We start from the raw sequence: 21,710 nt of genomic DNA on the forward strand, positions 1-21,710 counted from the left end.
CGAAATGATCGAACGAGTCCGTGCCGTCCTCGTCACCCGCGACCACACGATGCTGGTCATCCGCCGCACCAGGCCCGGCATCCCCGAGTACTGGGTCCTGCCCGGCGGCGGCGTCGAGCCCACCGATGAGTCACGCGAGGCCGCCCTCCACCGCGAGATCCACGAGGAGATCGCGGGAAAGGCCGACATCATCCGTCTGCTCCACACGATGGAGTCTGACGGCGAGCGTCAGCTCTTCTACCTCGCCCGCATCGCGACCTGGTCCTTCGACGACCGCACCGGTCCCGAGTTCAGCACCGAAGGCCGCGGTGAGTACGCGCTGGAGGAGATCCCGCTGACTCTGGCGGGTCTCGACGGTATCGACCTCAAGCCCGAGGACATCGTCCACGTCCTACGAGGAGCCATCAGGGCCGGAAGCCTCGGAGTCGAGGCATCGCTCTGAACCTCCGAGTGCGTCAGCAGGTCATCAGGGCCGACTCCGAGGTGAGTCGGCCCTGATGACATCGCTACGTGTTGTTGGCTTGGCGCTGGAGACTCTTGACAGCAGCATCGGGAAACGACCGTGCCCCACGGCTACTCAGGTCGAACGACGCTGCTACTGGACCAGCCGGAGCACCGGCCTCTGTTCCTGAACGCCCAGCAGGTCCTGCACTCTCCCGCTTGTCCACGCCAGCTCATGAGCCAGTTGGGAAACCGATAGGCCCGCCTCCTTGGCAGCCAGCTCGAAGGCTTGCCGAAGCAGCGAAGGCCGTTCACCGGGGAAGTTCGAGACGGATTCGGCGGTGAAGCCCGGCTGGCCGTCGAGAGCGCGTAGACGCTGATACGTCCGGCTGGCAGTCGCGTCGGAGATCAGCCCCAGCTCGCGGCATCGGTAGACAAGCGAGTGGAGGGAGACTCCCCAGACCCCCCTTAGCTCGGCCAGGCGTGCAAGATCCATTCGCCCCGGCAGGAACGGCAGGATGCTGTCCTGGGGGGTCAGGAACTCGGCGGCGAAGGCATCCGCCTCCTTCTCCTGACGGCTGTCACCGGTGGCATCGGCGTGAAGCACAAGGTGGCCCAGCTCATGGGCAGCCGTGAACCGGTGCCGGTAGATGTCGTCGGCCCGGGCGGCGGTCAGAACGACGAGCGGCCGGGCTGCCCGGGTGGAGAAGGCGTCCACGCTCGCGGCAGAGGGATCGCTGGCAGGCGGCATGACCACCACGATCCCGTGGGACTCCATCCGCCTCACCAGATGCGTGACAGGGCCGTCGCCGAGGCCCCAACGACGGCGAAGCTCACGGGCTGCGGATACAGGGTCGGTAGACAGCTCTTCGCCGGGGTGGACCTCCCCGCCGGCGAAACCGGGGAGGTCGACAAGGGGCAACTGGACTCGCTGTTCCAGCGCGTACGTGAGCTCCCAGACCTGCTCGGCGAACGCGAGCGCACGTTCCCGCTGGGACTTCGGTGTGCTGCGCAGACTTCGGAAATGCGCCATGGAGGCGTCAAGTCGATTAGCTGGCCTGCCCAGCAGGAAGAACGTCACCGGAACCCCGAGGACCTCTGCGAGCCGGGGGATCAAATCGGGTCGAGGCTTCGACACCCCGGTCTCGTACTGCCCCACGGCGGCAGGCGTCACCCCGAGCCCGGCCGCCACGTCCTTCTTCGTCATCTCCGCCAGACGACGAGCTTGCGTGACACGCGTGGGATCGAAGGCGTCGTAGACGGCGCGGGGCGTGGCGCCACGTTCTTCTGTACCGGGAATGAGGTCTTGTTTAGTGGGTCGCATCGTCTTCGCTGCTCTGGTCCTCAACGGGTTCTGCCTCGGTCTGCACGGGTACGTGCAGGGCCTGGTCCGAGGCGGTACGAGAGGACAGCGTAAGGGTGGGTTCGAGTCCTTCGGCGAAGCCGGTGTGTGCCATGACCTGGCCCGGAATGCTGATCGGGCGCAGGGTGTGCGAGGTGATCTCCTGAGGCAGGTGGAGCGGCTCCGGGTCGGTTGCCCACTCCAGCTGTCGGTTCACCCCGAGCGCCGCGATGCCCCAGTACGCCTCAAGGAGTTCGGAGGCGTTGCAGGCAAAGGGAACCAGGACCAACTGCGTGCCCTCCGGGACGGTCGCCAGAGCGCCGCGCGGTTCGGCGATCGGAACGGCCGGTCCGAAGTCGAAGTCGAAGTCGAACGGGTCCTGCGTGTGCTTCGGCGCCGGTGCGAACGTGAAGAGTTCCCGCACCAGCCGGGACTGGCTGGGAATGCGTGCGCTACGTACGTCCGACTTGGTGTTGGAGTACCGGAACGGGTAGATCAGCCCCTTGCCGATGAGCATCAGCTCGTACGAGAAGCCGAACGGTTTGACCGCCCGGGCGCCGGGGACCTGCTTGAGTTCGTCCTGGAGCCGCTCGTACTGGTTCTCGTACCGACTGGTTCCGTAAACGCGGGTGGTGCGGGAGGCGGCTTGTTCCTGTGCGGCCTGTGCGTTGGCCTGCATGTTGCGAAGGCCCTGCCCGACGCGGCGGCGCGCGTCTGCTGCTTGCTCGGCGAACACGTCGGTCGTCCACGACGACGAAGGCATACCCATGCGGACGACTCCTCAGGTCGGACTACGCATCGAAGCATTCCAGTGCGCCACTGACTTTAGTTGATGTCTTGGAATTTGCACAACCACTTTGGTGTTCGGCGCGTCTCTTGCCTCTTTGTCCCTGGAGAACGATCAGGCAACAGCGCGGCTGAGCCGGTCAACGACGCCGTACTTGTGGTCGCTGAAGGGCAGCGGCTGGTGCGACTGCCGGCAGTTCGATCGCGGCGTCGGGGCGGCGTGCGGTGCTGCGGGCCGTGGCTGCTTGGGCGCGGGGGCTGGGGGTGTGGCGTTGGCCGAGGCGGTGGATGCGCCAGGTCAGGGTGCGGGCGGGGTTGCGGGCGTCGTCGAGGGTGCGTTGACCGAGGGCCTGGTTGAGGAGGGTGGCGGAATTGTGGCCGGCGGTTTCGGCGTCGGCGAGGACGGTGGCGAGGGCGTCCCAGGCGGGGTCTTTCAGGATGCGGTCGGCGTGCTCGGGGGCGGCTTGCTGGAGGTGGCGGGCGTAGCGGTGTGTGGTCTGGGGGCCGGGGGTGCGGCGGGCGATACCGTCCAGGACCGGGACGGCGACGTGGGCGTAGGCGGTCTGGAGGTGGGTGAGGGTCTGTTCGGCGGCGGCTTCCTGCTGGGCGTGCTGGTGGGTTTGGTGCCAGTGCCGGGCGAAGGCCACGGCGATGAGGACGGCGTCCAGCAGCATCGCCAGTCCGGTCCCGTCGCGTGTTGTGCCGGGGACGAGCAGGATGGTCTGGATGCTGCGGCGCAGAACGCGGGTGCTGTGGAGGTCGGCGGTGATGCGGGAGCGGGTGGCGCGCTCGAAGGCGGTGGCGGCTCGTTCGAGTTCCCGTTTCGCCTCGGCCGGTGCGGTGAGCGGCTGCCGAAGAACCCCTGCAAGGCAAAGTCGGTCAAGCTACCGACCGTGACCAAGAAGAAGATCATCCCTTGGCCGTTGGAGCGCGTGCGTGCTGTTATTGCCGGGCTCCCGAAACGGTTCCAGGCCGGCGGCAAGCTCGCCTTTGGCTGCGGCCTGCGCCAGGGCGAGGTGTTCGGATTCGCCGTCGAGGACATCGACTTCAAGGGCGGCTGGATCCACGTCAACCGCCAGGTGCGGCTCGTCGGCACGAAGGCCGTCTTCGCCCTGCCCAAGGGACAATAAGATCCGGTCAGTGCCCCTGTCGGCTCAACTTGCCGCTGCCCTCAAGGCCCACATGAAGACGTTCCCGCCTGTCGCCGTCACCCTGCCCTGGGCCAAGGCGGACGGCGAACCGAAGACCGTCCGCCTCCTCTTCGTCGATGACAAGAGCCGGGCCTACAACCGCAGCGTCTTCAACATGGGTGCCTGGAAGCTGGCCTTGGCCGCCGCCGGTGTAATCCCTCCCCGCGAGCGCGGTGCGAGGTACCTCCAGGCGGCTCCGGAGGACGGCATGCACGCCCTCCGGCACGCGTACGCCTCCGTGCTCCTGGACGCGGGGGAGAGCATCAAGGCGCTCTCCGAGTTCCTGGGTCACTCGGACCCCGGCTTCACGCTGCGCACGTACACGCACCTGTTGCCGTCCAGCGAGACTCGGACCCGCAAGGCGATCGACGACGCCTTTACCGAAGCCGAGGCGGGAGAGGGCGGCGGTGCGCCGAAGGCTCAGGGCACATCAGTGCCCCCGCCAAAACCCATGTGCCCTCAATGTGCCCTGGCCGCCTGACGGCCCCTACCGGTACATGACGAGGGCGGAGACCGAAAGCCCCGCCCGAATCCCAAGAAACCCCAGTTCACGGCCACACCAGGCAATAAGGCTGATGCCCCGCCTCATGCAACCGATGGCTGAAGTCCTGCCACTCGTGGAGCAGCTGGTAGATGTTGAAGGCGTCGCGGGGGCCGCCGCGGTCGGGGACCGTGGACCAGATGAAGGCGGCCGCGCCCACGGACTCCTCGCCGACGCCGCGCAGGGGGTCGACCACCGTCATGGGGAGTTTCACGACCGCGTAGTCGGGGTGGAGGACTACCAGTTCGAGGGGTGGGACGCGGTAGAGGGGGATGCCCTCGATGCCGGTGAGGACCATCGCGGCCATCGTCTCCGGCTTGATCTTGGTGAACATGCCGCCCATGCCCAGTTCGTCGCCGCCCAGTTCCTCGGGGCGCATCGACACCGGGACCCGGGCGGCCGTGGCTCCGTCGGGCGCGCCGAAGTACTTGTAGGTCACCCCCACGCGGCCACTCCCCGTCCGTGCCACTGATCCGTCCGGCGCGGGCGCCCCGGGGCCGCCGCCGGCCGCCCCTTCGGGCCACTGCTCTTCCGTCTCGCGCCGGTGCCGTCCCCGCCGGGCGCGCCGAGGCCCGAGGTCACCGGTCCCCTCGCCCAGTCCGCCACCGCGTTGCATATTTCCACCCGATTGCCCTCAGCGTCGTACGGCCTCGCCGTACAACCCGATCATCGTGTCAGTTGACCTCCCCCACGTCAGCCCGCCGAAACGTGTGCCGCGGTGTCGGCCGGAACCGTGATCCAGGCCCCGCCGCCGGGCACGTCGATGCCTTGGCGGCGGGCTCTGACACCATGGCTGGTGTGAGCTGTTCCGTACGAGCCCCCAGTTTCGCAGACGCGGGGGGCCTGTGGAGCGGACCGGGGACGGGGATCCGCAGTTCCTTGCCCGGCCTCTCCCGCCGGAGCCGCCCGCGCCCCTACACCCCGAAGTTTTCGCAGGTCAGAAGCGAAGCGACCGAGTGATCGAAGTGACCGACGTGACCAAAGTGCCTTACAGCTACGAAGCCCCCGTCTCGCAGGGCCTCTTCGACCGCGCCTCCCGGGTCACCCCCGGCGGCGTGAACTCCCCGGTGCGGGCCTTCGGCGCCGTGGGCGGTACCCCCCGCTTCATGGCCTCGGGGCGCGGCGCGTACCTGACGGACGTGGACGGCAGGGAGTACGTCGACCTCGTGTGCTCCTGGGGGCCGATGATCCTCGGCCACGCGCACCCCGAGGTGCTCGCCGCCGTGCGGGAGGCCGTCGCGCACGGCACCTCCTTCGGTACGCCGGTGCGCGGCGAGGTCGAACTCGCCGAGGAGATCGTCTCCCGTATCGCCCCCGTCGAGCAGGTGCGGCTGGTGTCCTCCGGCACCGAGGCGACGATGTCGGCGATCCGGCTCGCGCGCGGGTTCACCGGCCGGGCGAAGATCGTGAAGTTCGCCGGCTGCTACCACGGCCACGTGGACGCCCTGCTGGCCGCGGCCGGTTCGGGCCTGGCGACCTTCGGGCTGCCCGACACGCCGGGCGTCACGGGTGCGCAGACCGGGGACACGCTGGTCCTGCCGTACAACGACCTGGAGGCGGTGCGGGCCGCGTTCGCCGCGCACCCCGGCGAGATCGCCTGCGTCATCACCGAGGCGTCCCCCGGCAACATGGGCATCGTCCCGCCGCTCGACGGGTTCAACGCGGGCCTCAAGCAGCTGTGCGCGGACAACGGCGCCCTCTACGTCTCCGACGAGGTCATGACCGGCTTCCGCACCAGCCGCGCCGGCTGGTTCGGGGTGGACGGCGTGGTGCCCGACCTCATGACCTTCGGCAAGGTCATGGGCGGCGGCTTCCCGACGGCTGCCTTCGGGGGGCGCGCGGACGTCATGCGGTACCTCGCGCCGGTCGGGCCCGTCTACCAGGCCGGGACGCTGTCCGGGAACCCGGTCGCGACCGCCGCGGGCGTCGCCCAGCTCCGGCTGCTCGACGAGGCGGCGTACGACACGATCGGCGCGGTCTCCACGCGGCTCCAGGCCCTCGCGAGCGAGGCGCTGACCAAGGAGGGCGTCGCCCACCGCGTGCAGACGGCCTCCAACATGTTCTCCGTGTTCTTCACCGACCGCGAGGTGCGGAACTACGAGGACGCCAAGTCCCAGGAGTCCTTCCGCTACACGGCGTTCTTCCAGGCGATGCTCGCCGAGGGCGTGTACCTGCCGCCGTCCGCCTTCGAGTGCTGGTTCGTGTCCACGGCCCACGACGAGCAGGCCCTGGAGCGGGTCGCGGCCGCCCTCCCGGTGGCCGCCCGCGCCGCCGCCGCGGCCACCCCGGAGAATGCCCGGTGACCGGAACCGGACCGGCCGAGCAGGCAGTACCGGCAGTACCGACAGAGACGGGTGTGGGTGTGAAGGGCGAGAGCAGCAGCGGCGACGAGATCACGGTCGTCCACGTGATGCGGCACGGAGAGGTGGAGAACCCGGAGGGCGTGCTCTACGGGCGGCTGCCCGGCTACCACCTGTCGGCGCTCGGCCGCGAGATGGCCGACCGGGTCGCCGAGCACCTCGCGTCCCGCGACATCACGCACGTCGTGGCCTCCCCGCTGGAGCGGGCGCAGGAGACGGCCACGCCGATCGCGAAGAGCCACGGACTCGACCTCGCGACGGACCGCAGGCTCATCGAGGCGACCAACATCTTCGAGGGCAAGACCTTCGGGGTCGGCGACGGCGCCCTGAAGAGCCCGCAGAACTGGAAGTACCTCGTCAACCCCATGAAGCCGTCCTGGGGCGAGCCGTACGTCGAGCAGGTCGTGCGGATGCGGGGCGCGCTGGAGAGCGCGAAGGACGCGGCGCGCGGCCACGAGGCGGTGTGCGTGAGCCACCAGCTGCCCGTGTGGATGCTGCGCAGCTTCGTCGAGCGGCGGCGGCTGTGGCACGACCCGCGCAAGCGGCAGTGCACGCTCGCCTCGCTCACCAGCTTCACCTTCAAGGGCGACACGATCGTGTCCGTCGGCTACTCGGAGCCCGCCATCGACCTCGTACCGGCGCACCTGCGGGCCGGGGCCAGGCCCGCGAAGACCTCGGGCGGGGCGGGACAGCAGTCGAAGGCGTTCGGCGCGTAGGAGACCGGCGCGTCCCGAAGCGGAGAACGGTACTCCCCTAAGCAGTAAGACGAAGCAGTACGGCGAGAGGCCCTCTGACCTGGTCAGAGGGCCTCTCGCCATATCCGTTCCCGGTGCCCCGGCCGCTCCGACTCCCCGGGCCGAGGGTAAAGAGTCGGTTCGGGATCACCCCGACCTTTCGTGTCATAATCGCTTTATCGTATTAATCGGTCTTTCCTGGTGGGGCACTCACAGGAAAGGCGGTATCTGGCATGACCGGAGCAACGAACGCCGTGGGCGGCGGGGACGCGGACGGCAGGGGCGAGAGCGGAACCAGGGTCGGCGAGCAGCCCTCCCCGCCCGGCGAAGGCCACCTGTCGCGGCGGAAACTGATCGGTCTGGGCGCGGGCGCGCTCGCCGCCCCGGCCCTCGCCGCGTGCGGGGCGAGCGGCGGTGCGGACACCTCGCGGGGCACCCCGAGCCCGTCCGCGCACGCGTCCGGCGGGAGCGGGGGAGCGGGGACCGGCGGGCAGGGCGGCGCGCGTCCGCTGCGCCTGATCGGCGACGGGTCCACCGCCTTCACCGGGCTCCAGCCCCACCAGCCCGCCGCCCCCGTACGGCTGGAGCCGGGCGAGACCCCGCCGCAGTTCGTCGTCTTCTCCTGGGACGGCGCCGGCGAGGTCGGCAACGGGCTGTTCCCCCGCTTCCTCAAGCTCGCCAAGGACCACGGCGCGCACATGACCTTCTTCCTGTCCGGTCTCTACCTGCTGCCCGAGGAGAAGAAGCACGTCTACCGGCCGCCCGGGAACCCGGTCGGCGCCTCCGACATCGGCTACCTGACGGACGGCCACATCCAGGAGACCCTCAGGTACGTCCGTGACGCCTGGCTCGACGGACACGAGATCGGCACCCACTTCAACGGGCACTTCTGCGCGGGCTCCGGCTCCGTCGCGAACTGGTCCACCGAGCAGTGGGCCAGCGAGATCGAGCAGGCCGAGAGCTTCGTCACCACCTGGCGCACCCACAGCGGCTGGCACGAGCTGCCGCCGCTGCCCTTCGACTACGGGCACGAACTCGTCGGCGGCCGCACCCCCTGCCTGCTCGGCCAGGACAACCTGCTGCCCGCCGCCCGCGCCAAGGGCTGGCGCTACGACGCCTCCAGCCCCGGCGGCCTCCAGGTCTGGCCCGGCAAGAAACTCGGCCTGTGGGACTACCCGCTCCAGGCCGTGCCCTTCCCCGGGCACTCCTTCGAGCCGCTGTCGATGGACTACAACATCCTCTTCAACCAGTCCCGCAACTCCACGAAGGCCCCGCCCATCCACTACCCGGGCTGGAGGGCGCAGGCGGCCGGCGCCTACCTGAACGGCTTCCGGCGCGCCTACGAGACCAACCGGGCCCCGCTGTTCATCGGCAACCACTTCGAGGAGTGGAACGGCGGCATCTACATGGACGCCGTCGAGGAGGCGCTGAAGGGCATCGCCGGGCACAAGGACGTCCGCCTGGTCTCCTTCCGCCAGCTCACCGACTGGCTCGACGCGCAGGACCCGGCGGTCCTGGAACGGCTGCGCTCCCTCAACGTAGGGGAGCGTCCGGCGGGCGGCTGGCACAGCTACCTCGCAGGTGCCGCACAGACTCGTAACGGGGCGTCCCCAGGCCCTTCCGGCAGTTCGGAAAACACGGTCTGAAATGGGGTTTTCCCCTGCGGAGGGGGGTGCGGAAGATCCCTGAGACAGACATGCGAAACTTTTCACATGAGTGCTCGCTCCGCCCAGGGCAACCGCGCCCCACTCCGCCTCTCCCGCCGCCGCGCCGCACTGCTGCCGGCCGGTGCGGCGGTCGGCGCGCTGCTGCTCACCGCGTGCGGTTCGGGCAGCTCCAGCGGCTCGGGCGGCACGAACTTCGTCACCGGCACGGGCGGCATCTCGACCGTCAAGGCGGCTGACCGCAAACCTGCCCCGGACATCGGCGGCAAGACCATCGAGGGCAAGCAGCTCGACCTCTCCGACTACAAGGGCGAGGTCGTGGTCGTCAACGTGTGGGGCTCGTGGTGCGCGCCCTGCCGGGCCGAGGCCCCCTACCTCGTCAAGGTCGAGAAGGAGCTGCGCGACAAGGGCGTGCGGTTCGTCGGCATCAACACCCGCGACCCCGACCGCAGCCCGGCCCAGCAGTTCGAGAAGCGGTTCGGCGTGGAGTACCCGAGCCTGTACGACCCGAGCGGCAAGCTGATGCTGCGCTTCCCCAAGGGGAGCCTCAACCCGCAGGCGATCCCGTCCACCCTCGTACTGGACCGGGACGGACGGATCGCCGCCCGCGCGCTCATGGCGCTCGACGACAAGAAGATGCGCAAGATGATCGACCCGTTGATCGCGGAGAAGTGATGAGTGCGGTGAGCGCGCTGGCCGCCGCCCCCGGGTACAACGAGACCGTGCTGAGCGGGGCGCTGCTGCTCGCGCTCCCGGTCGCCGTGCTCGGCGGGCTCGTCTCGTTCTTCTCGCCGTGCGTGCTGCCGCTCGTCCCCGGTTACCTGAGCTACGTGACGGGCGTGAGCGGTACGGACCTGGCGGAGGCCAGGCGGGGGAGGATGGTCACCGGGGCCTCCCTGTTCGTGCTGGGGTTCACCGTCGTCTTCGTGTCCGGCGGGGCGCTGTTCGGGTACTTCGGACAGGAACTTCAGGGGCACCAGTCGACGATCTCGCGCGTCCTCGGCGTGTTGATGATCCTGCTGGGCGGCTTCTTCATGGGCCTCATGCCCTGGATGACGCAGCGCGAGTTCCGTTTCCACAAGCGGCCCACCGCCGGGCTGGTCAGCGCGCCGATACTGGGGGCGCTCTTCGGCGTCGGCTGGGTGCCCTGCGTCAGCCCGACCCTCGGTTCGGCGCTGGCGCTGTCCTCGACGCAGGCCAGCGCGGGCCGGGGGGCGCTGCTCACCGTCGCCTACTGCGCCGGTCTGGGCATCCCCTTCGTCCTGGCGGCCGTGGCCTTCCGCAAGGCCCTCGGTGCCTTCTCCTGGGTCAAGCGGCACTACATGTGGGTCATGCGGATCGGCGGGACCATGATGATCGCGACCGGCGTGCTACTGCTCACGGGTGTCTGGAATGTTCTGGTGCAGCACATGCAGGGCTGGGCCGCCGGCTTCACGGTGGGGATCTGAACCATGAGCGGTACACAGCAGCACGAGGACACCCACGCCGGGAACGCCGAGGAGCGGGAACGCGCCGCCCGGAACGCCGAGGAACAGGATCTCGGCGCCGCCGGGGCCCAGCTGTCCACCGCCCCGGTCGACAGGACCGTCCCCGGTTCCTTCGGCGGGGTGCGGCGCGCCGGGTTCGGCGGGGCGCTCGCCTGGACCTGGCGGGAGCTGACCGGCTGGGTGCGGTGGTTCTGGCGGCAGCTCACCTCGATGCGGGTCGCGCTGATCCTGCTGTTCCTGCTGTCGCTGGGCGCCGTCCCCGGATCGCTCATCCCGCAGCAGGGCACCGACGAACTCAAGGTCGCCGACTTCCAGAAGGTCCACACCACCCTCGGGCCCGTCTACGACAAGCTCGGCCTGTTCCACGTCTACAGCTCGGTGTGGTTCTCCGCGATCTACATCCTGCTGTTCGTCTCCCTCATCGGCTGCATCGTCCCGCGCACCTGGCAGTTCGTCGGCCAGCTGCGGGGCCGCCCGCCGCGCGCCCCGGGGCGCCTGGACCGGATGCCGGCGTACACGACCTGGCGCACCGAGGCCACGCCCGAGCAGGTCCAGGACTGGGGCCGCGCCCTCCTGCGCAAGCGCCGCTACCGGGCCGACGCCTACGAGCCCGGTCAGGGCGGCAGGGCCGTCGCCGCCGAGAAGGGCTACCTGCGGGAGGCCGGGAACCTGGTCTTCCACGTCGCGCTCATCGTGATGCTCGTGGCCTTCGCCACCGGCTCCCTGTTCAAGTCCGAGGGCGGGAAGCTCGTCATCGAGGGGGAGGGGTTCTCCAACACCCGCACCCAGTACGACGACTTCAAGTCGGGCAGCCTGTTCAGCGACGACGACCTCGCGCCGTACCACTTCACGCTCGACAAGTTCACCGGTACGTACGAGACCTCCGGGCCGAACAAGGGCACCCCGCGCGTCTACACCGCCGACGTCACGTGGAGCGAGGGCGCAGACGGCAAGGAGCACAAGCAGACCATCTCGCCCAACCACCCGCTGGAGGTGGACGGCTCCAAGGTCTTCCTCAACGGGCACGGATACGCGCCCGTCGTCACCGTCCGGGACCGCAAGGGCAAGGTCATCTTCCACGGGGCCTCCGCCCTGCTGCCGCTCGACGCGAACGGCTCCGCGCAGGGCGCGATCAAGGTCGCCGACGGCTACACCGACAAGCAGGGCAAGCCGGAACAGCTCGGCTTCAACGCCTTCTTCGTGCCGACCTTCGGGCGGGACACCGGGATGCTGTCCACCTTCCCCGGCCTCGGCTACCCCGTGCTCGCACTGTCCGCGTACCACGGCGACCTCGGCATCGACTCCGGGATCGCGCAGAACGTCTACCAGCTCGACAAGACGAAGCTGAAGGAGTTCAAGAACTCCAAGGGCCAGCTCTACAAGAAGCTGCTCCTGCCGGGCGAGACCATGAAGCTTCCCGGGGGCGCCGGTTCGGTGACCTTCGAGAAGGACATCAAGGAGTGGGCCAGCTTCCAGATCAGCCAGCAGCCCGGCGCGGGACTCGCGCTCGGCGGCGCGATGGCCGCGATCGCCGGACTGGCCGGGTCCCTGTTCATCCAGCGCCGCCGCGTCTGGGTGCGGGCCACGGCCGGGGCGGACGGAACGACCGTCGTCGAGATGGCCGGCCTCGGCCGCAGCGAGTCGGCGAAGCTCCCGCAGGAGCTGTCCTCGCTCGCGGGCACCCTCCACGACCGGGCGCCCACGGCCCCCGGCCCCGACCCGGAAGCCGAGGGGCAGCCCCACGTGCCCTCGCCGTCCGGAACCGATCCGGTGGCCGGCCCCACGCCGCGAGCCGGTACCCCCGCAGTAACCCCAGCCGAAGCCGAAGGGGCTGAGAAGTGAATCTCGCCGCCGGAACAAACGAGAGCCTGGCGCACACCAGCAACGTGCTCATCTACTCCGCGATGGCCGTGTACATGCTCGCCTTCTTCGCGAGCATCGCGGAGTGGATCTTCGGCAGCCGCAGCCGGGTCGCCCGTACCGCCGCCGCCGTCACCGAACGGCCCGTCGCCGCGGCCCCCGCGGTGACCGTCCGCAAGGCCGGCTCGACCGCCGTCCTGGACCGGCCGAAGGTCGTCACCCGCTCGGCGGCCGGTACGCGGGACGTCCCGGACGGGCCCGGGGCGGCCGGCGGGACCGAGAAGGGCGACATCTGGGGCCGGATCGCCGTCTCGCTCATCACCCTCGCCTTCGTCGTCCACGTCGGCGGTGTCCTCGCCCGCGCCTTCTCGGTGCGGCGGGCGCCGTGGGGCAACATGTACGAGTTCTCGGTCACCTTCTCGGCGGTGGCCGTCGCGGTGTTCCTCGGCCTGCTGATCGCCAAGACCAACGTGCGCTGGCTGACGCTGCCCCTGGTCACCACCGTCCTGCTGGACCTCGGGCTCGCGACGACGGTGCTCTACACCTCCAGCGACCAGCTCGTCCCGGCGCTGCACTCGTACTGGCTGTGGATCCACGTCTCCACCGCGATCTTCTGCGGGGCCGCGTTCTACGTCGCCGGTGTGGGCACCCTGCTCTACCTGTTCCGCGACGCGTACGAGAACAAGATCGCCACCGGTGGCACCCCCGGGAAGTTCGCGCACTCCGTGCTGTCCCGGCTGCCCGCCGCGGCGAGCCTGGACAAGTTCTCGTACCGCATCAACGCGGCGATCTTCCCGCTGTGGACCTTCACGATCATCGCGGGCGCGATCTGGGCCGGCGACGCGTGGGGCCGCTACTGGGGCTGGGACCCGAAGGAGACCTGGTCCTTCATCACCTGGGTCGCCTACGCCTGCTACCTGCACGCCAGGGCCACCGCGGGCTGGAAGGGCCGCAAGGCCGCCTACCTGGCGCTCATCGCCTTCGCCTGCTGGCTGTTCAACTACTACGGCGTCAACATCTTCGTGACCGGCAAGCACTCGTACGCGGGTGTCGGCTGAGCCGCACGACCCCGTGACTCGACAGCGCCGCCCGGTCCCCCGCGAGGAGGGACCGGGCGGCGCTGTCGTACGGGGGTGTCCTCAGCGGCGCGGACGGCGCCCCGGTTCCTGGCGGGGCGGACGCTGGCCGCCGCCCGGCAGGGCCGGCTTCGGGAGGGTCGCCACCTCGCGTTCGGCCTCGGCGAGTTGCTCGGCGGTGTCATCGGGCAGTCGCGGCGGCTGGTGCGCGGCCTCACGGAAACCGAAGGCCGAGGTCAGGTCGCCGAAGGTACGGCGGCGCCACTGGCTGATGTTGGGCTCGGCCACCCCGGTGACCCGCTCCAGGAACTGCAGGACGGAGGTGTGGTCGAAGGCCTCCCCGGCCGCGAAACCACCCACGGTCCACGGCGAGATGATGACGCAGGGCACCCGGAAACCGCCGCCGACCGGCAGCCCCTGCACGAACTCGTCGGGGGTCCCGGCGCGCGGGGTGGGCGGTACGACGTGGTCGAAGAGGCCGTCGTTCTCGTCGTAGTTGAGGATGAACGCGGTCTTGCGCCACAGCTCCGGGTTGGAGGCGATCGCCTCGATCTTCGAGGCGACGAAGTCGGCGCCGGCCGCCGGAAGGTAGTCGGGGTGCTCCGACTGCTCACTCGTGCAGATGATCCAGGAGACGGTGGGCAGCTTCCCGGCCCGCGCGTCCGCCTCGAAGGTGCCCTCTTCCTGCGGGCGCACCCCCTTCTCGTACAGCGGCTCGCCGGGCTTCGCGTTACGGAAGTTCGCGAAGTTCTCCAGCATGTTGCAGCCGTAGTCGTCCTCCTGCTGGTACACCTTCCAGCTCACCCCGGCCGCCTCCAGGCGCTCCGCGTAGGTGGTCCAGGTGTAACCGGCGGCCGGGGCGGTGTTGTTGAGGATCGGGCCGCCGTGCTGCCCGTTCGGGTCGAGGGTGCCGGTCATCCAGTACATGCGGTTGGGCCAGGTCGGGCCCATGACCGAGCAGAAGTAGTTGTCGCACACGGTGAACGCCTCGGCCAGCGCGAACTGGAAGGGGATGTCCTCCCGCGTGTAGTACCCCATGACGTACGGCCCGTTCTTGCCGTCCGCCTTGCGGTGCGCGGGCATCCAGGCGTCCATCTTCCCGTTGTTCCACGCCTCGTGCTGCACGGCCCAGGCGTGGCTGGTGGAGGGGATGGCCTGCGCGCTCGTGGTGTGCGTGTCGAGGTGGAAGGGCAGCGTGTAGCCGTCCGGGTTCTCCGCGTCCGGCTGGTAGAACACGGACTTGCCGGTGTCCAGGCGCCGGGCCTGCGGGTCGGAGAAGCCGCGCACGCCGCGCATCGTGCCGAAGTAGTGGTCGAAGGACCGGTTCTCCTGCATGAGCATCACGACGTGCTCGACGTCGTCGAGCGAACCACCGGGCCGGGGCCCGGCGGCCACGGCCTCCTGGACGCTGGGCGGCAGCAGACTGAGCGCGGCGGCACCGCCGGTCGCGGCGGCGGCCGAACCGAGAAGTCTGCGACGGGTCATTCCGGGCATGGCTGTCCCACTTCCCTTTGACATGCGGGGGGCTGTTGCGAACGGTGGCCCGGGGGCCGTCGATCACTGAACCCGGCGCCGGGGAAAGCGGATCAGGGCAGTTGGATGAACTTACGTGAACGGCACATCAAGTTATCGCAAAGCAATCAAGGGTGAGCAAAGAGTGAGTGTGGCGTGAGTGTGGCGGGGCGGGCGGGGGCGGCCGGGGCGGGCCGGGGCTCCCGGAAGGCCGTCCGGGAGGGCGTCCGGTGGCCGTCCGGGGGCGCGGGCCCGGTCCGCGCCCCCGCCGATCAGGCGGGCCGCCGCCCGAACGCGAGCAGATGGGAACCGGCGGCGAGCAGATCCGGGTACGAGTCGGCGAGGCGCGCGGCGGCCAGTACGGAGTCGAACAGCGGGGTGCCGACGACGGAGCCCCCGGTGTACTGCTCGGCGGCCTTCACCATGCCCCAGGCGGGCCCCTCGACCCCGCGCACCTCCACCTCCGCGAACCCGGCGGCCCGCACCTCCTCGGCCAGCCCCTGCCCGGTGTGGAAGTACGCCTCGGTGAACCCGCCCCGCCCGTCGTGCACCCCGCTCGCCAGAATCCGCCCGACGCTCTCCCGCAGCCGCTCCCGGTCCAGGTGCGCGAGCGCGGCGTGCTCGAACAGCGAGGCGTACCGGTTGATCCCGGCCGCGACGACGAGCCCGCCGGGCCGCACCACGCGGAACGCCTCGGCGAGCGCGGCGGCCCGGTCCCCGGAGCGGATCAGGTGGTAGAGCGGCCCGAGCAGGAGCACGACCTCGTACGAGGAGTCCCCGGCGTCCAGGGCGCGGGCGTCCCCGACTTCGGCCACGCACCCCGCCGCCCGAGCGGCCTTCACATGCCGGGCGACCGGATCGACGACCCGCACCCGGTACCCGTCCTCCTGAAGCCAGCGCGCATGCGTCCCTGGCCCACCACCGACGTCGAGCACGCGGGCGGGGGCCTGCGGCAGCCGGTCCAGCAACAGCTCCTGCGTACGGACGAGTTCGAGCACCCCGTCCCCGGATGCGGACAGTCGCCGCCCTTCGTCCACCGTCGAGCCGTAGAACTCCAGGACGGCGGGGGAGAGGGGGGTGGGGCTGGTGGGCGGCATGGGAGATCCTCCGGTGGATGGGAGAGCATGGCCAGGCTTCCTGGGCGGGGCGTGCGTGTCACCCGAGACAGGGCTCTTGCCGCTCCTCCAGAAAATGCCGCACCCGCAACCGCTGCGTGTGGTGCATCGGCAGTGCGGCGATCTGCTCCGGGTTTACGAACCGTACGTCCGTGCTCTCGTCCGAGGCGGTGAGCGTGCCGCCGAGGACGCGGGCGCGGAAGCACACGTCGAACTGGCGGCGGACCTCGCCGTCGTCGTACGCGATGATGTGGCGCGGGTCCGTGTAGGTGCCGACCAGGCCGGCGATCTCCACGTCGAACCCGGTCTCCTCCCGCACCTCGCGCACCGCCGCGTCCGGCAGGGACTCGTCCGGTTCCATCGCGCCGCCCGGCAGCGCCCACAGGCCGCTGTCGGCGCGCCGCTGGACGAGTGCTCGCCCCCGCGCGTCGCCGACGAACGCGGAGGCGGCCACGACCAGGGAGTTGGGGCGCGGCGGCGGCGCCCCGGGATCGTCGTAGAACTCGGCGCGGGCCATGCCGGACCCTTCCCCCGCGGGCCCCCGGCTCAGTCCTCGCCGATGTCCTCGTTCCACACGTCCGGGTGCTGCTCGATGAAGTCGGTCATCATCGTGACGCACTCCGGGTCGTTCAACTGGACGATCTCCACGCCCTGTTCGGCGAGCCAGTCCTCGCCGCCCCTGAAGGTCGTGGACTCGCCGACGACGACGCGGGTGATGCCGAACTGCTTGATCAGGCCGCAGCAGTACCAGCAGGGGGAGAGGGTGGTCACCATCGTGGTGCCCCGGTACGTGCGCTGGCGGCCCGCGTCGCGGAACGCGTCGGTCTCGCCGTGGGAGGACGGGTCGCCGTCCTGGACGCGGCGGTTGTGGCCCCGGCCCAGCAGGGTGCCGTCCGCCCCGTAGAGGGCCGCGCCGATCGGGACGCCGCCCTCGGCGAGGCCCTGCCGCGCCTCCGCGACGGCGGTCGCGAGCCACGTACGGGCCAGGTCCCGGTCCAGGGGGTCGGCAAAAGCCACAGGGTTCACAGAGTCCACGACAACGGTGCCTTTCTCGTTCATACGGGGTTCCGGGGAGTGCGGGTCCGCAGCGCCGCGTACAGCAGGGCGCTCACCGCGAAGCCGACCGGGCAGGTCAGGTCGCCCAGGCCCGGCCAGTGGGCGGGCAGCGGGCCCACGTACATCTCCTGGTTGGAGAAGAGGGGGACGGAGACCGCGACACCGGCGAGCAGGGCGGTCAGGCCCGCCGCGCCGCCGTGGGCGCGGCTCGTGAGGCGGTCGCGGACCAGGGTGTGCGGGGTGTGGCGGCGCAGCCACTGCTCGACCAGGACGACGCCGAGCCACGGAGCCGTCCAGTACGCGATGACCAGGAGGAAGGACTCGAAGGCGTGGCCCGCGTCGGACAGCGAGGCCCAGCCGGCGATCAGGCCGACCGCGCCGGTCAGCGCGGTGAGCGTCGCCCGGTTCAGGAAGCGCGGCAGGCGCACCGCGAGGGAGGAGAGGGAGACCGCCGCCGAGTACACGTTCAGCGTCGAGGCCGCCATCGCGCCGATGATGATCGCGAGGAGGGTGAGGTTCGACAGCCAGCCGGGGAGCTGGCCGGTGAACGCGTCCGTGGGGCTCGCGCCCGCAGGGGCCAGCACCGTGCCCGAGGCCGCGCCGATCACCGAGACGAGGGAGACGGAGAGGAAGAGGCCGAGACCGGAGTACAGCGCCGTCGCACGGCGCGAGGTCGAGGCCGGGAGGTAGCGCGAGTAGTCCGAGGCGCACGGGTTCCAGCCCGCCGTGAAACCGAAGGACGCGCTGAACGCCAGCAGGAACGCGCCGAAACCGCCCCCGGTCCCGGGGTGCGACAGGTGCGCGCCCTTGAAGATCCACACCCCGGCCAGCAGGAAGACCACCGCGAGCACCGGAAGCGCGTACTTCTCGAAGCGGTGCACGAGATCGTGGCCGACGTAGCCGACGACGATCTCCAGGGCCACGAGCAGCAGCAGACAGGCCAGCGGCGGCAGACCTGTCAGCGAGTTCAGCGCGAAGGCCCCGCCCAGCGTGTTCATCGCGAACCAGCCGACACCGGCGACCAGCGCGTTCACCGCCGAGGGCAGCGCGTTGCCCCGGTACCCGAAGGACAGCCGGCCCAGCACCATCTGCGGGACGCCGAAGCGCGGGCCGTCCGTGGAGAGCGCCGCGTGCGCGAGCGAGCCGAGCAGCGCGCCCAGGACGAGGGCCGCGACCGCCTCCCAGAACCCCAGCCCGAACACCGCGACCGCGAGGACCCCGATGTAGGCGGTGGCCCAGCCGACCTGCGGGGAGGCCCAGGTCCACAGGAGCTGACGCGGGTGCCCGTGCCGGCCGCTCTCCGGGACCGGTTCGGCGCCGCCCGCCTCGACGGTCAGCGGCTTCTCGGGCTTCTCGGACACCGGCGGGACCCCGCCGGTTTCGGGCAGGGTGACGGAAGGGGTGCTGTTCATGGCCTCGGGGAGTACGGGGGACGAGGGACATACGGCTGGAGGCGACAGCGTCGTACGCCGGATTCCGCACGCCGGGTTTCGTCCACCAGTCTCGGGCACGAGGACGGGTGGTAGCTACACAGGACGGTGTGACGTCCGTCGAACGCCTTGGACGATCGTCCAGGTCGCACCGGCGTGGCGAGCGCCGCCTACGAGTTCTCCTCGCCCGCCTCGCGGCGCCGCAGTTCCTCCTCGCGGCGGCGCAGGTCCGCCTCCCAGGTCGTCAGCCGGTCGTCGTCCTGACCGGGCTCCGGGGGTTCCGACGCCTTCGGGGGCCCGGACGGCGCGGCGGACTCAGGGGCCTTCGCCGACGGCGTGTCGGCCGTCGGCGGGTTCTTCTTGAGCGAGTTCAGGAACTCCGGGTTGTCGTCGGGGGCGACCCAGCCGCCGCGCGCCGCGCCCGGGCCACCGGCGAAGGTGCGCTGTTTGCCGATGATCAGCCAGGAGATCGAGCCGACGAGCGGGAAGAGGAGCACGAGGATCGCCCACAGCGGCTTCGGCAGGTAGCGGATCTCCTTCTCGTCGCTCGTCACACAGTCGATGAACGCGAAAATGCTCAGTGCCAGCGGCACGAGAATCATCAGTACCCGGAGCATGGCGCTCTCCTTCGCGGGTCGCGGCGTGAGCCTCCGGTACGGGCCCCGTTACCCGGCCAGGTTATCCGGTGCCGGATACTGGACCGCATGGCTTACGACGATCTCCGCTCGCTGCTGAGGGCCCTGGAACGCGACGGCGACCTCAGGCGCGTCAAGGCTGAAGTCGACCCCCACCTGGAGGTCGGTGAGATCGTCGACCGGGTCAACAAGGCCGGCGGGCCCGCCCTCCTCTTCGAGAACGTCAAGGGCTCGGCGATGCCGCTCGCGATGAACGTCTACGGGACCGACCGGCGGCTGCTCAAGGCGCTCGGCCTGAAGTCCTACGACGACATCGGCGACATGATCGGCGGACTGCTCAAGCCGGAGCTGCCGCACGGCTTCGTCGGCGTCCGCGAGGCCTTCGGCAAGCTCGGCTCGATGGTGCACGTCCCGCCGAAGAAGGTGAAGGACGCGCCCGTCCAGGAGGTCGTGCTGCGCGGCGAGGAGGTCGACCTGAACCGGCTGCCGGCCCTCTTCACCTGGCCCGAGGACGGCGGTTCCTTCTTCAACCTCGGCCTCACCCACACCAAGGACCCCGAGTCCGGGGTGCGCAACCTCGGCCTCTACCGCCTCCAGCGCCACGACGCGCGCACCATCGGCATGCACTGGCAGATCCACAAGGACAGCCGCAACCACTACCAGGTCGCCGCGCGGCGCGGGGAGCGCCTGCCCGTCGCCATCGCCTTCGGCTGCCCGCCCGCCGTGACCTACGCGGCGACCGCCCCGCTGCCCGGCGACATCGACGAGTACCTGTTCGCGGGCTTCGTGCAGGGCAAGCGGATCGACATGGTCGACTGCGTGAGCGTCCCGCTCCAGGTCCCCGCCCGGGCCGAAGTGGTCCTGGAGGGCTGGCTGGAGCCGGGCGAGATGCTGCCCGAGGGCCCCTTCGGCGACCACACCGGGTTCTACACCCCGCAGGAGCCGTTCCCCGCGCTCACCATCGACACCGTCACGATGCGCCGCCGCCCGCTGCTCCAGTCGATCGTGGTGGGCCGGCCGCCCACCGAGGACGGACCGCTCGGCCGCGCCACCGAACGCTTCTTCCGGCCGCTGCTCAAGGTGATCGTGCCCGACATCGTGGACTACCACCTGCCCGAAGCGGGCGGATTCCATAACTGTGCGATCGTTTCCATCGACAAGAAGTACCCGAAGCACGCCCAGAAGGTGATGCACGCGGTCTGGGGTGCGCACATGATGTCGCTGACCAAGCTCATCGTGGTCGTCGACTCCGACTGCGACGTGCACGATCTGCACGAGGTCGCCTGGCGCGCCTTCGGCAACACGGACTACGCGCGCGACCTGACCGTCGTCGAAGGCCCCGTCGACCACCTCGACCACGCCTCCTACCAGCAGTTCTGGGGAGGCAAGGCCGGGATCGACGCGACCCGGAAGTGGCCCGAGGAGGGCTACACCCGGGACGGCGGCTGGCCGGAGATGGTCGCCTCCGACCCGGAGGTCGCCGAGCGGGTCACCAAGCGCTGGAAGGAGTACGGGCTGTGAGTTCAGAGGCCACGGTCGGCGGGGGAACGGCGGCCCGGCCGCCGCAGTCCAGGGGCGGCGTCTCGGCGTTCCTGCGGCTCGTCATGATCGAGCACTCGGTCTTCGCCCTGCCCTTCGCCTACATCGCCTCGCTCACCGCGATGTTCGCGCTGGACGAGAACATCCACTGGGGCCGGCTGCTGCTCGTGACCGTCGCGATGGTCGGGCTGCGCACCTTCGCGATGGCCGCCAACCGGATCATCGACCGCGAGATCGACGCCCGTAACCCGCGCACCGCCAACCGGGAACTGGTCACCGGCGCGGTCTCCGTGAAGTCGGCGTGGACCGGCGCGCTCGTCGCCCTCGTCGTGTTCCTGGGCGCCGCCGCGCTGCTCAACCCGCTGTGCCTGGCGCTCGCGCCGGTCGCGGTCGTCCCGATGGTCGTCTACCCGTACGGCAAGCGGTTCACGAACTTCCCGCACGCGATCCTCGGCCTCGCGCAGGCCATGGGACCGATCGGCGCGTGGATCGCGGTCACGGGCGAGTGGTCCTGGCACGCGGTGATCCTCGGTGTCGCCGTCGGCGTGTGGATCGGCGGTTTCGACCTGATCTTCGGCTGCCAGGACGTCGCGGCCGACCGCGCCCACGGAGTGAAGTCGGTCCCGGCCCGCTTCGGCATCCCCGCCGCGCTGTACGGCGCGCGCGGCTCCGCCGTCGTCACCACCGGCCTCCTCGTCTGGTACGCGCTGGCCACCGGCGCCGGGGTGTTCTTCTGGATCGGCCTCGTGATCGTCGCCGTCGCCTTCGTCTACGAACACTCCATCGTCCGCCCGCACGACCTCAGCCGCCTCAACCGGGCCTTCTTCAGCGTCAACGGATTCATCGGCATCGCCCTGTTCGTGTGCGCGCTGCTGGATCTCCTGGTGCGGGGGCTGACGGTTTAGCTACGGTCGCCTCTACCATGAGGAGCAGGGAAAGGGA

Annotated in this window: 19 protein-coding genes and 2 pseudogenes; 11 read left to right on the forward strand and 10 right to left on the reverse strand. The window is 70.3% G+C overall.

Annotated elements, in window-relative coordinates; genetic code table 11:
- Nucleotides 1-4: 4 nt before the first annotated feature.
- Entirely contained in the window at nucleotides 5-442 is a 438-nt protein-coding gene (locus AB0J21_RS17185; protein ID WP_363146810.1) for an NUDIX domain-containing protein, read from the forward strand.
- A gap of 153 nt (nucleotides 443-595) precedes the next feature.
- On the opposite strand, the gene AB0J21_RS17190 is transcribed toward AB0J21_RS17185, so the two are convergent.
- The 3 genes and pseudogenes from AB0J21_RS17190 to AB0J21_RS17200 all read right to left on the reverse strand — a co-directional run.
- Nucleotides 596-1,765: an XRE family transcriptional regulator gene (locus AB0J21_RS17190; protein WP_363146811.1), complete on the reverse strand. Its 1,170-nt coding sequence runs from the start codon at nucleotides 1,763-1,765 to the stop codon at nucleotides 596-598.
- Nucleotides 1,752-2,552 (reverse strand): hypothetical protein, encoded by an 801-nt coding sequence (locus tag AB0J21_RS17195; RefSeq protein WP_363146812.1) that lies wholly within the window; start codon nucleotides 2,550-2,552, stop codon nucleotides 1,752-1,754. The genes AB0J21_RS17190 and AB0J21_RS17195 overlap by 14 nt, the downstream gene beginning before the upstream one ends.
- A 157-nt stretch (nucleotides 2,553-2,709) precedes the next feature.
- Nucleotides 2,710-3,417: pseudogene (locus tag AB0J21_RS17200) on the reverse strand (mobilization protein); the annotation flags it as partial.
- Here AB0J21_RS17200 and AB0J21_RS17205 point away from each other — a divergent pair.
- A pseudogene (locus AB0J21_RS17205) lies at nucleotides 3,418-4,240 on the forward strand (site-specific integrase); the annotation flags it as partial. It abuts the pseudogene before it with no gap.
- 67 nt (nucleotides 4,241-4,307) lie between these two features.
- Here AB0J21_RS17205 and AB0J21_RS17210 read toward each other — a convergent pair.
- On the reverse strand, nucleotides 4,308-4,916 hold the full coding sequence (locus tag AB0J21_RS17210; RefSeq protein WP_363146813.1) for a hypothetical protein: 609 nt from the start codon (nucleotides 4,914-4,916) through the stop codon (nucleotides 4,308-4,310).
- A gap of 367 nt (nucleotides 4,917-5,283) precedes the next feature.
- Between AB0J21_RS17210 and hemL the strand changes: the two genes are divergently transcribed.
- From hemL to ccsB, 7 genes are all read left to right on the forward strand, one after another.
- Complete coding sequence (hemL, locus tag AB0J21_RS17215) at nucleotides 5,284-6,603, forward strand: glutamate-1-semialdehyde 2,1-aminomutase (protein WP_363147210.1); 1,320 nt, start codon at nucleotides 5,284-5,286, stop codon at nucleotides 6,601-6,603.
- A gap of 107 nt (nucleotides 6,604-6,710) precedes the next feature.
- Nucleotides 6,711-7,376, forward strand: coding sequence for a histidine phosphatase family protein (locus AB0J21_RS17220; RefSeq protein WP_363147211.1), 666 nt, complete (start codon nucleotides 6,711-6,713; stop codon nucleotides 7,374-7,376).
- Between the two features lie 251 nt (nucleotides 7,377-7,627).
- Nucleotides 7,628-9,040 (forward strand): hypothetical protein, encoded by a 1,413-nt coding sequence (locus AB0J21_RS17225; RefSeq protein WP_363146815.1) that lies wholly within the window; start codon nucleotides 7,628-7,630, stop codon nucleotides 9,038-9,040.
- 66 nt (nucleotides 9,041-9,106) lie between these two features.
- Nucleotides 9,107-9,733, forward strand: a complete 627-nt coding sequence (locus AB0J21_RS17230; RefSeq protein ID WP_363146816.1) for a TlpA disulfide reductase family protein — start codon at nucleotides 9,107-9,109, stop codon at nucleotides 9,731-9,733.
- Nucleotides 9,733-10,506, forward strand: coding sequence for a cytochrome c biogenesis protein CcdA (locus AB0J21_RS17235; RefSeq protein WP_363146817.1), 774 nt, complete (start codon nucleotides 9,733-9,735; stop codon nucleotides 10,504-10,506). The genes AB0J21_RS17230 and AB0J21_RS17235 overlap by 1 nt, the downstream gene beginning before the upstream one ends.
- A gap of 3 nt (nucleotides 10,507-10,509) precedes the next feature.
- The gene (locus AB0J21_RS17240) at nucleotides 10,510-12,387 is read left to right on the forward strand and encodes a cytochrome c biogenesis protein ResB (RefSeq protein ID WP_363146818.1); all 1,878 of its coding nucleotides are present in this window, start codon (nucleotides 10,510-10,512) and stop codon (nucleotides 12,385-12,387) included.
- Nucleotides 12,384-13,463 (forward strand): c-type cytochrome biogenesis protein CcsB, encoded by a 1,080-nt coding sequence (ccsB, locus tag AB0J21_RS17245; protein ID WP_363146819.1) that lies wholly within the window; start codon nucleotides 12,384-12,386, stop codon nucleotides 13,461-13,463. Before AB0J21_RS17240 ends, ccsB begins: the two co-directional genes overlap by 4 nt.
- 81 nt (nucleotides 13,464-13,544) lie before the next feature.
- On the opposite strand, the gene AB0J21_RS17250 is transcribed toward ccsB, so the two are convergent.
- The 6 genes from AB0J21_RS17250 to AB0J21_RS17275 all read right to left on the reverse strand — a co-directional run bounded on the left by AB0J21_RS17250 (nucleotide 13,545) and on the right by AB0J21_RS17275 (nucleotide 19,211).
- Nucleotides 13,545-14,975: an alkaline phosphatase family protein gene (locus AB0J21_RS17250; RefSeq protein WP_363146820.1), complete on the reverse strand. Its 1,431-nt coding sequence runs from the start codon at nucleotides 14,973-14,975 to the stop codon at nucleotides 13,545-13,547.
- A 290-nt stretch (nucleotides 14,976-15,265) separates the two neighbouring features.
- Nucleotides 15,266-16,090 carry a class I SAM-dependent methyltransferase gene (locus tag AB0J21_RS17255; protein ID WP_363146821.1) on the reverse strand — a complete coding sequence of 275 codons (825 nt, stop codon included), beginning with the start codon at nucleotides 16,088-16,090 and terminating at the stop codon, nucleotides 15,266-15,268.
- Between the two features lie 58 nt (nucleotides 16,091-16,148).
- Nucleotides 16,149-16,625, reverse strand: a complete 477-nt coding sequence (locus AB0J21_RS17260) for an NUDIX domain-containing protein (RefSeq protein ID WP_363146822.1) — start codon at nucleotides 16,623-16,625, stop codon at nucleotides 16,149-16,151.
- A gap of 29 nt (nucleotides 16,626-16,654) precedes the next feature.
- Nucleotides 16,655-17,167 carry a nucleoside deaminase gene (locus AB0J21_RS17265; protein WP_363146823.1) on the reverse strand — a complete coding sequence of 171 codons (513 nt, stop codon included), beginning with the start codon at nucleotides 17,165-17,167 and terminating at the stop codon, nucleotides 16,655-16,657.
- Entirely contained in the window at nucleotides 17,164-18,576 is a 1,413-nt protein-coding gene (locus tag AB0J21_RS17270; RefSeq protein WP_363146824.1) for a cytosine permease, read from the reverse strand. Before AB0J21_RS17270 ends, AB0J21_RS17265 begins: the two co-directional genes overlap by 4 nt.
- Nucleotides 18,577-18,764: 188 nt before the next feature.
- Nucleotides 18,765-19,211, reverse strand: coding sequence for a PLDc N-terminal domain-containing protein (locus tag AB0J21_RS17275; RefSeq protein WP_363146826.1), 447 nt, complete (start codon nucleotides 19,209-19,211; stop codon nucleotides 18,765-18,767).
- An 87-nt stretch (nucleotides 19,212-19,298) separates the two neighbouring features.
- On the opposite strand from AB0J21_RS17275, the gene AB0J21_RS17280 reads away from it, so the two are divergent.
- Both AB0J21_RS17280 and mqnP read left to right on the forward strand, forming a co-directional pair.
- Nucleotides 19,299-20,750, forward strand: a complete 1,452-nt coding sequence (locus AB0J21_RS17280) for a menaquinone biosynthesis decarboxylase (RefSeq protein WP_363146827.1) — start codon at nucleotides 19,299-19,301, stop codon at nucleotides 20,748-20,750.
- Nucleotides 20,747-21,673: a menaquinone biosynthesis prenyltransferase MqnP gene (gene mqnP, locus AB0J21_RS17285; RefSeq protein ID WP_363146828.1), complete on the forward strand. Its 927-nt coding sequence runs from the start codon at nucleotides 20,747-20,749 to the stop codon at nucleotides 21,671-21,673. Before AB0J21_RS17280 ends, mqnP begins: the two co-directional genes overlap by 4 nt.
- The last annotated feature ends 37 nt before the right edge of the window (nucleotides 21,674-21,710 follow it).

Origin of the sequence: Streptomyces sp. NPDC049954 (assembly GCF_040656295.1) — a bacterium.
GTDB lineage: Bacteria > Actinomycetota > Actinomycetes > Streptomycetales > Streptomycetaceae > Streptomyces.

Bases quoted from the DNA above. Each gene is read 5' to 3' on its own strand.
- AB0J21_RS17185 (WP_363146810.1), top strand. From the start codon at position 5: ATGATCGAACGAGTCCGTGCCGTCCTCGTCACCCGCGACCACACGATG.
- AB0J21_RS17190 (WP_363146811.1), bottom strand. From the start codon at position 1,765: ATGCGACCCACTAAACAAGACCTCATTCCCGGTACAGAAGAACGTGGC.
- AB0J21_RS17195 (WP_363146812.1), bottom strand. From the start codon at position 2,552: ATGGGTATGCCTTCGTCGTCGTGGACGACCGACGTGTTCGCCGAGCAA.
- AB0J21_RS17210 (WP_363146813.1), bottom strand. From the start codon at position 4,916: ATGCAACGCGGTGGCGGACTGGGCGAGGGGACCGGTGACCTCGGGCCT.
- AB0J21_RS17220 (WP_363147211.1), top strand. From the start codon at position 6,711: ATGCGGCACGGAGAGGTGGAGAACCCGGAGGGCGTGCTCTACGGGCGG.
- AB0J21_RS17225 (WP_363146815.1), top strand. From the start codon at position 7,628: ATGACCGGAGCAACGAACGCCGTGGGCGGCGGGGACGCGGACGGCAGG.
- AB0J21_RS17230 (WP_363146816.1), top strand. From the start codon at position 9,107: ATGAGTGCTCGCTCCGCCCAGGGCAACCGCGCCCCACTCCGCCTCTCC.
- AB0J21_RS17235 (WP_363146817.1), top strand. From the start codon at position 9,733: ATGAGTGCGGTGAGCGCGCTGGCCGCCGCCCCCGGGTACAACGAGACC.
- AB0J21_RS17240 (WP_363146818.1), top strand. From the start codon at position 10,510: ATGAGCGGTACACAGCAGCACGAGGACACCCACGCCGGGAACGCCGAG.
- AB0J21_RS17250 (WP_363146820.1), bottom strand. From the start codon at position 14,975: ATGCCCGGAATGACCCGTCGCAGACTTCTCGGTTCGGCCGCCGCCGCG.
- AB0J21_RS17255 (WP_363146821.1), bottom strand. From the start codon at position 16,090: ATGCCGCCCACCAGCCCCACCCCCCTCTCCCCCGCCGTCCTGGAGTTC.
- AB0J21_RS17260 (WP_363146822.1), bottom strand. From the start codon at position 16,625: ATGGCCCGCGCCGAGTTCTACGACGATCCCGGGGCGCCGCCGCCGCGC.
- AB0J21_RS17265 (WP_363146823.1), bottom strand. From the start codon at position 17,167: ATGAACGAGAAAGGCACCGTTGTCGTGGACTCTGTGAACCCTGTGGCT.
- AB0J21_RS17270 (WP_363146824.1), bottom strand. From the start codon at position 18,576: ATGAACAGCACCCCTTCCGTCACCCTGCCCGAAACCGGCGGGGTCCCG.
- AB0J21_RS17275 (WP_363146826.1), bottom strand. From the start codon at position 19,211: ATGCTCCGGGTACTGATGATTCTCGTGCCGCTGGCACTGAGCATTTTC.
- AB0J21_RS17280 (WP_363146827.1), top strand. From the start codon at position 19,299: ATGGCTTACGACGATCTCCGCTCGCTGCTGAGGGCCCTGGAACGCGAC.